Source organism: Endozoicomonas sp. ONNA1, from assembly GCF_024606325.1.
GTDB lineage: Bacteria > Pseudomonadota > Gammaproteobacteria > Pseudomonadales > Endozoicomonadaceae > Endozoicomonas_A.
Genome location: NZ_JAHHPN010000567.1, coordinates 24,051 through 31,648, shown reverse-complemented (window position 1 = coordinate 31,648; position 7,598 = coordinate 24,051). Strand labels below are relative to the sequence as shown.

The 7,598-nt window shown below is 48.9% G+C and carries 3 protein-coding genes; all 3 read right to left on the bottom strand.

The genetic code is table 11. The features are described from left to right. The coding region (locus tag KDK19_RS13005) for a retention module-containing protein (RefSeq protein ID WP_257292130.1) at positions 1-3,715 on the bottom strand (3,715 nt) is incomplete at its 3' end. A 19-nt stretch (positions 3,716-3,734) separates the two neighbouring features. Further along, positions 3,735-5,273, bottom strand: coding sequence for an HlyD family type I secretion periplasmic adaptor subunit (locus KDK19_RS13000; protein ID WP_257253684.1), 1,539 nt, complete (start codon positions 5,271-5,273; stop codon positions 3,735-3,737). A gap of 56 nt (positions 5,274-5,329) precedes the next feature. Further along, positions 5,330-7,507: a type I secretion system permease/ATPase gene (locus KDK19_RS12995; RefSeq protein ID WP_257281634.1), complete on the bottom strand. Its 2,178-nt coding sequence runs from the start codon at positions 7,505-7,507 to the stop codon at positions 5,330-5,332. Positions 7,508-7,598 lie beyond the last annotated feature (91 nt).

The window sequence follows — 7,598 nt, the reverse complement described above, 5'->3', positions numbered from 1 at the left end:
GGCTATTGCTCGCCGAATAACTCCAGTTACCGCTGCCATCAATAGTCAGAGAACCATAGGTGCCGGTCAGGGTTTCAGCTTGAAAGAAGGCTTCGCTCTGGTCAGCATCAGTGATGGTGAGGGAGCCTGATACTGTCAGGGTGCTGGCATGACTGTCTTCAGTGACGGTTGCCGTATCAAGACCTGTTATCTGTGCGTTGTCGTTTGTACCGGTGATGACCAGAGTGGCTGTCTGGGAAACTGAGCCACCATTGCCGTCTTCTATGTCATAGCTGTAGACAATGGTTTCAGTGACTCCGTTCGCAAGATAGTCATAGGCACCGGGGTCAACGGTAAGGGTGTTTCCGTTGATGGTGATGCCAGAGTCATCGCCGGATGACAGGGTGATCTGGGTCACGGAGAGACTATCACCCGTGTCAACGTCTGCAGCAGACTCAAGCAGATCGATGTTGACTGAAGCCGAGTCTTCGACATAATTTTTCGTAATGGCTGTGCTAACCGTTGGATCATCGTTGACCGATGTGATGCTGAAGTCGAAAGTCGCTGAAGATGAGAAGAGGTGGCCATCACTGACCTGAAATTCGAATGAGGCGTACAGATTACCATGTTCATCTTGAGCAGGCTCAAATTTCAAACGACCTGCCAACAGCTCATTTTTTGTCACTTCCATGCCCGCAGTGACAGCTGATCCGTTAAAGAGCAACGCACCTGCCAGAGGCAACTGAGTGATTTTAATACTTTGCAGTGTCTGTCCGGCATCCGGGTCAGAGAAAGTGAAGTCGGATGTACTGAAAATATAAGGCGTATCTTCGTCGGACGTCACCAGGGTGCCTGCCGTAATCGGAGCATCATTAACGGCAGTTGTCGTGATGGTACTGGTGGCTATATGACTGTTGTCATGACCGTCATCAACACTGAAACTGACGATCCGATCAGCGGTAGAGGGTGACTCGGAGCTGTTTGAGTAGGTGACTGTTCTCAGTGCTGCCTGGTACTCCGCGACCGTTGCGGTACCAGAGAGCGTCAGGGTGCCGGTTGATAAATCCCAGCTTCCGGAAATCCCGTTGTGATCGTTGAACGCCAGTCTGTCTTCATCTGGCACGAAATTGCTACTGATCGTGATCGTGGCGCTCTCTATTGTGACAGAGTCAATGTCTGTCAGCGTGATATGACCCTCTATTACTTGATCGCCGTCGTTTTCTGTGTAAGTGAGAGTCCCTCCTGCTGTGACTACAGCCGCATCATTGACAGAAATGACGTCAAGAGTGGCTGATGCACTGGCTTCATCCCCTGAGGATCCATCTGACACTGTGAAGTTAAAAGTGACATCGTCACCGAAATAATGAGCCGTGGGAGTATAGCTCCAGGTGCCGTCATTATTGTCTGCCAGATGACCTGTCGCAGGGTCTGCCAGAGTGACCGACTGAATGCTCAAGCTATCACCATCAATGTCACTGGCTGAAGCCAAAAGATCAGCAGCAGTGATGACATAGGAGGTGTCTTCCAGGGTTGATCCCAGGTCAACATTCCCTGCAAAAGGAGCATCGTCTATTGGAGTGACGCTGACCGTGAAAGTCTGGATATCAGAAGAAAGCTCACCGTCGTTTACCCGAAAGTTAAATTGGGTGTAGTTATTTCCACTTTCATTGGCTTCAGACAGGAACGTCAGCAAGCCCGCAGAAATGTCAGCCCGACTGATGGCGTCGCCTTCAGATACCTTAGTGCCGTTGAGTTCCAGTGATCCGATGACTGGAATGGTCTCAATAACGACTACTTCCAGCGCGTCAGCATTGTCCCGGTCACTGAAGGGGAAGTCGCTCAGGGTGAAGCGATAGAGGGAGTCTTCAGTAATGGTGGTAGAGCTGTCCAAGGAGACGGGGGCTTCGTTGATGTCGTTGACTTCAATGGTAAAGCTCTCTAAATAGGTTGCACCATCAACATCGCTGGTTGTCACCTCAACATCAACGGATTCATCGGTTTCGTGATCAAGGGCTATGCCCTCTTTCAGTTTGAGATCGCCATCTACCACTTCAAAGCGATGGTCATCGACGGTGTAAGTGTGAGTATCAGAAAGGTCTTTGTCGGTGGTGGACAATGTACCTACCACCGCGCCATCCTGATTTTCATCAATATGGGTTCCGGAGATTTCAATATCTTCCGGGTTATCATTGCTGCCCTCAATGGTAATAGACGCACTCTGGCTGACAACGCCACCATGACCATCCTCTATGTCGTAGCTGTACTCGACGACTTCAGACTCACCTGCAGCCAGATGTTCATAAGCAGAAGCATCCACAGCAAGACTGTTGCCATCATCAGCGATAGTAATACCTGAAGGATCGCCAGCGGTTATCCTTAGAGAGACTGCATTCAGAGTGTCTGTTGAATCAAGGTCAAATGCACCTGCCAACAGGTCAACATTAACGTCACCGCTGTCCTTATCAATCGTCTGGATGACAGCTTCACTGACCTCAGGTTGATCATTGTCGCCAGAGAGGGTAATGGTGACAGATTCTAAAACGGACTCTCCCCTGGCATTCGTTACCAGGTATTCGTAGGTCAGGGTTTCTGTTTCGCCAGCAGCCAAATATTTATAGACTTCAGGGTCAATACTGAGGCTGCTGCCATCCAGACCGATGCTGACGCCTGCCTCATTGCCTTCAGTCAATCGTAACTGAGTCACATAGAGGGTGTCGGAATGATCATTGTCAAATGCCTTTGAGAGCAAGTCGATGGTTGTTTCGCCATCACTCTGGACAATCTCCGCGGATACCGGTTCGGCAATGTCCGGGGCATCGTTGACATCTTCATCGTTGTCTTCACCTGTGACGATGATATCCACAGAAGCCCTTGAACGGGCGCCACTGCTGTCCAGGACTTCAAAGATAAACGTGACAACAGATTGTTCGCCTGCTGCAAGGTAATCGAAGTCACTGCCGGGCAGGAACCGAAAGCTGCCATCGTCATTGAGTATCAATTGTCCTGAATCAGGTGTTGTGACCAGATTAAAGGTCAGGGCTTGTCCGCTATTGCTGTCGTAGGCATTCAATTTGCCTTCGAGCTCTGAAGCGCTCTCACTGCTTCCCATCACCATGTTTTGTGCAGTGGGAGCGTAATTGACGACAGGGGGTACGATTAATACTTCGGTGTATGTTTCAGGCGTCAGTAGTGGTTCAGTGTATTCAGGTAAACTTTCAATGTCTTCTACTGACACCGACAACGGCCCGGTCTCTTTTTGCTCTTCTAATTTTGTGGCATCTCTTTCCAGTACAACGACTTCACCGGAAAGGCCACTGGAGGGGATGGGATCTTGAGAGGAACTGTCATCTTCACTGGCCGGGGGATCTTGAGAGAAACGATGACTTTCTCCTGCTGAAGAGGGTTCAGAAACGTCAACAGGGTCTGCCCGTTCTGAAATAGCGTCCAGTATCTCTACAACTTCTGATGACTCCTGAAGATCAGAGTGTGGTGCAGATTGAAGCATATTCTCCAGCATGACAAGCTGAGACTGCCCCTCTAGTTGAATGACTTCGCTGTTAACCAGAAGAATAGAGACAGGGCTATTGGATTCAGAGACTACCTTCTCATTGAGATAGAGTGGATCGCCTTCTTTAAGAATGCGTTTGCTGCCATCAGGGGCGATGGCGAATACCTCTCCATCCGTTTCCTGAACGTGCCCGATGACAGGTCTGGAACCATCAGAATTGGAATTCATATTCCCTTCCTGAGAAGTGTTATCGCTCAGTCAGAGCATTTTGTCTGGCCCTGAGAATCGGCTTCATGAGATATTCCATCAAGGTTTTCTCCCCGGTAATAATATCGATGTTGGCCTTCATGCCCGGGATGATTTCCAGCGGTTTTTCAGGGTTGCCAAGCTGGTTTTCATGGGTTCTGACGCGAACGATGTAAAAACTTTCGCCTTTTTCATCCTTGATGGTATCTGCACTTATGTGGTCTACCACACCTTCAAGCCCACCGTAGACGGCAAAGTCATAGGCCGTCAGTTTGACGACAGATTTCATACCTTCCCTGAGAAAGCCTATATCTTTAGGGGCAATCTGAGCTTCAACCAGCAGGGATTCCTCTACAGGAACAATTTCCATGACATCCATGCCAGGCTGTATAACACCGCCAACGGTTTTGACATTGATTTTTTTGACAATGCCTTCCACCGGAGAGCGAAGCAGTGTCCTGACGACCTGATCTTCCAGACTGGTTTGTGTTTCAGACAGTTGATCCAGCTTGACTTCAACGTCTTTCAGCTCCTGAACCACCTCTTCCCGGAATTTGATCGTCAGTTCTCGCTTACGTGCCAGAGCTTCCTGATAAGCGTCGTTCAGCTTGGGAATGGACAGTTCTGTCATATTCTTCTCGGATGCCAGATCATTCACTCTCTGCTTGAGCTGGATCATCTCTACGTGAGAAACAACGCCTTGATCAGCCAGAGGTTTGGTCAGTTCCAGCTCCTCTTCTCCCAGCTCCAGACTGGTGGTTAAAAATTCCAGCTGTGACTCGGAAGCGGCCAGTTCGTGCTTGGCTTGAGAGGCTTGCTTGTTGACAATATCAAGCTCGGCTTTGAGGCCGGCATCGCGTCTCTGGTAAATCTGGATCTCACGGTCAACATAATCCTGGTAGCTACTCAATTCGGGAGGAAACTTCAGTGGGCTGCCGGAGAGTTCAGCCTTGAGTCTGGCGGCCTTGGCCAGTTCACTGTAATACTCAACAGCGCCTTCCCTGAAAGTGGATTTGAAGCGGGTATCATCCAGTTGCAGCAATGGCTGTCCTTCCTTGACCAGCTCGCCCTCATGGACAAAAAGCTCTTCCAGTATGCCGCCTTCAAAGTTTTGAATGACCTGTAGATGAGAAGAGGGAACAACTTGACCCATACCACGGGTAATTTCATCCAATGGTGCCAAACTTGCCCAGGTGATGGCTGAGCCAATAGCCAGCAGCATAGTGTAAATTAACAACCTGCCGCCTCTCGGGGCTTTCATTAACATAGCTGCACTGGTATCCGACATGTACTCCAGGTCTTCGGTGCTGACATTGTCTTCTAATGGAGAAGTATTCTTCAGGCTTTCATCTTCATCAATCTGCCTGTCCAGCTCTGCCGGCTCGTCCAGTATGGCTTCTTGGGTCAGAGCTTCCTGATCATCAGAACCGGCTTTATTCCCTGCCTCCTCAAGCGGAGTCGTTGATTGAGCATTTGAAGCCTCATGGGGCTGATTCTCTGGTATTTCAGAAGCGTTTTTATCGTCCTTGTACTCGCTCATTGCACGATCCTGTTTAATCCGTTCAAGGTCATTGGCAGCTCTTTGCTGAATGAGGGTTATTCGATTTTGAGTTTGCCCTGCTTTAGGGCAGCGTGAACCTGATCCTTGGGTCCGTCCGCAACAATCTTTCCGTTATCCACCAAAATCAGGCGGTCAACCAACTCCAGCATGGAAGCCTTATGGGTGACCAGAACAATGGTTTTATCCTTGCATTGCTTTTTCAGTTGTTCTTTGACGCGCAACTCAGTGGTGTTATCCATAGAGCTGGAGGGTTCATCCAGAACCAGAATGGGTGGGTTCATCAGAAGTGCCCTTGCTAAGGCGATACTCTGTCGCTGCCCACCTGAGAGGTTTTGCCCCCTTTCGCCCACAATCATATCCATACCGTTTGGATGTTTGTTGGCGAATTCGGTAACACCAGATATTTCAGCCGCTTTCAGCAGGGCAGCGTCGTCAACGAAACTGGCGCCGAGGGTGATGTTTTCTTTGATGCTGCCATAAAAAAGGGTGATGTCCTGGGAGACACAACCAATACTGCTTCGAAGGTCTGAAGGGTTGATCTGTCTCAGGTCAATACCATCGACTCTGATGGCACCTTCATCAGGCTCATAAAGGCCAAGAATCAGTTTCTCTATCGTGGTTTTTCCAGAACCGATGCGGCCGATGATGGCTACTTTTTCACCGGGATTGATGTGCAAATTGATGTTTCTCAGAGCCTGGATCTCCTGACCCGGGTATGTGAAATTAACACCATCAAATTCAATACTTCCATTGAGTTCAGGACGATTGACATAGTCACGGTCTGCCGGACGTTCTACCGGCATCTCCATGATCTGGTTAAGTCCATCAAGAGCAGATTTAGCCTGATTATAGCGAGTGGCAAGGCCGGCTACCTGAGCCATGGGAGCCAGGCATCGACCTGACAACATAACGGTTGCAATCAGACCACCCATACTGATATCACCCGCAGAAATCAGGAAAACACCGTACGACACCAGCGCAATGTTACACATCTGTTGAACGTAAGCACTGACCGTCGATGCGGAGGAACTCAATAACTTGGTTTTGATACTCCAGGTAGCTATGTGGCCGACTGCTTTTTCCCACTTGTATTGAATTTCGCTTTCTGCCTGGGCAATCTTCAGGGCCTCCATGCCTGAAAGACTCTCAATCAAAGTGGCGTTTTTCTGTGAGTTAGAGCGCAGGGTTTTCTCAACGGAACGCTTGAGAGGCTCCTGAATAGCAAAACTGTACACAGCTATTAGAGCCATGCAGAACACGGGAACGTAGGCCAATGGACCACCCAGAATGAAAATCACCATCAGTATGATCAGAGTGAAAGGCAGATCCACTAGGGCAATCACCGTCGATGAGGTGATAAACTCCCGGATGCTCTCGAATTCCTGAAGGCTTTTGGCAAAGGAACCGACCGAAGCAGGCTTGGCTGACATGCTTAATCCCAACACCCGCTCCATAACCCGTGATGAAAGCAGTATGTCCGACTTTTTCCCGGCAAGATCAATAAAATAACTTCGAATCATTTTAAGAACGAAGTCAAAACTGAAGATAATAACGGCACCCACAGCCAGCACCCAGAGGGTATCAAAAGCCTGGTTAGGCACCACTCTGTCGTAGACATTCATGACAAACAGCGGGCTGGCCACCACAAAAATATTGATCAGCAGGGAGGCCAGCAGGACATCTCGATAAATTCTCCAGGAGCCGAGAATTGTGCCCCAGAACCAATGTCGGGAGCGAATATTCAGCGTCGTGGGAGTTCGCTTATCATATCGGTGTTTTTCCCGGACATAGATGGTGTAGCCGGTATAGTGCTCTTCCAGATCTGAGAGGTCGATGCTTTTAACACCCTCTCCCGCTTCCGGAATAATCACACGGGCTTTTCCTTCTTCATGATCGATATCAATCAAAATGCAAGCTTTACGTCCTTTTAAAAAAAGGACAGTAGGCGTGACCAGAGGAGAAATGTCTTTTAATTTTCTTTTGTGAGTTTTCGACGCAAGGCCCGCTCTTTCTGCTGCACGGGAAAACAACTCTGCAGTCAATTTGCCGTTTTCCAAGGGTAATCCGGCTCGAAGAGAATCGTGAGAAAAGGGCTTTCCATAATGCTTGGTCAGAATACTGAGGCATTCCAGTAAAGGATCAAACTCCTTTTGGTCGCTCTCAGGTATACCCCACTCTTCGTTCGCATCTTCTGCAGCTGCACTGTAATTCATGGTTCCTACCACTGAAATAAAAATAAAAGAACAGAGGTACTGCTTATTCTGTAAAAAGGTATCTGAAATTAATACTAGCGCAGTTTATTGG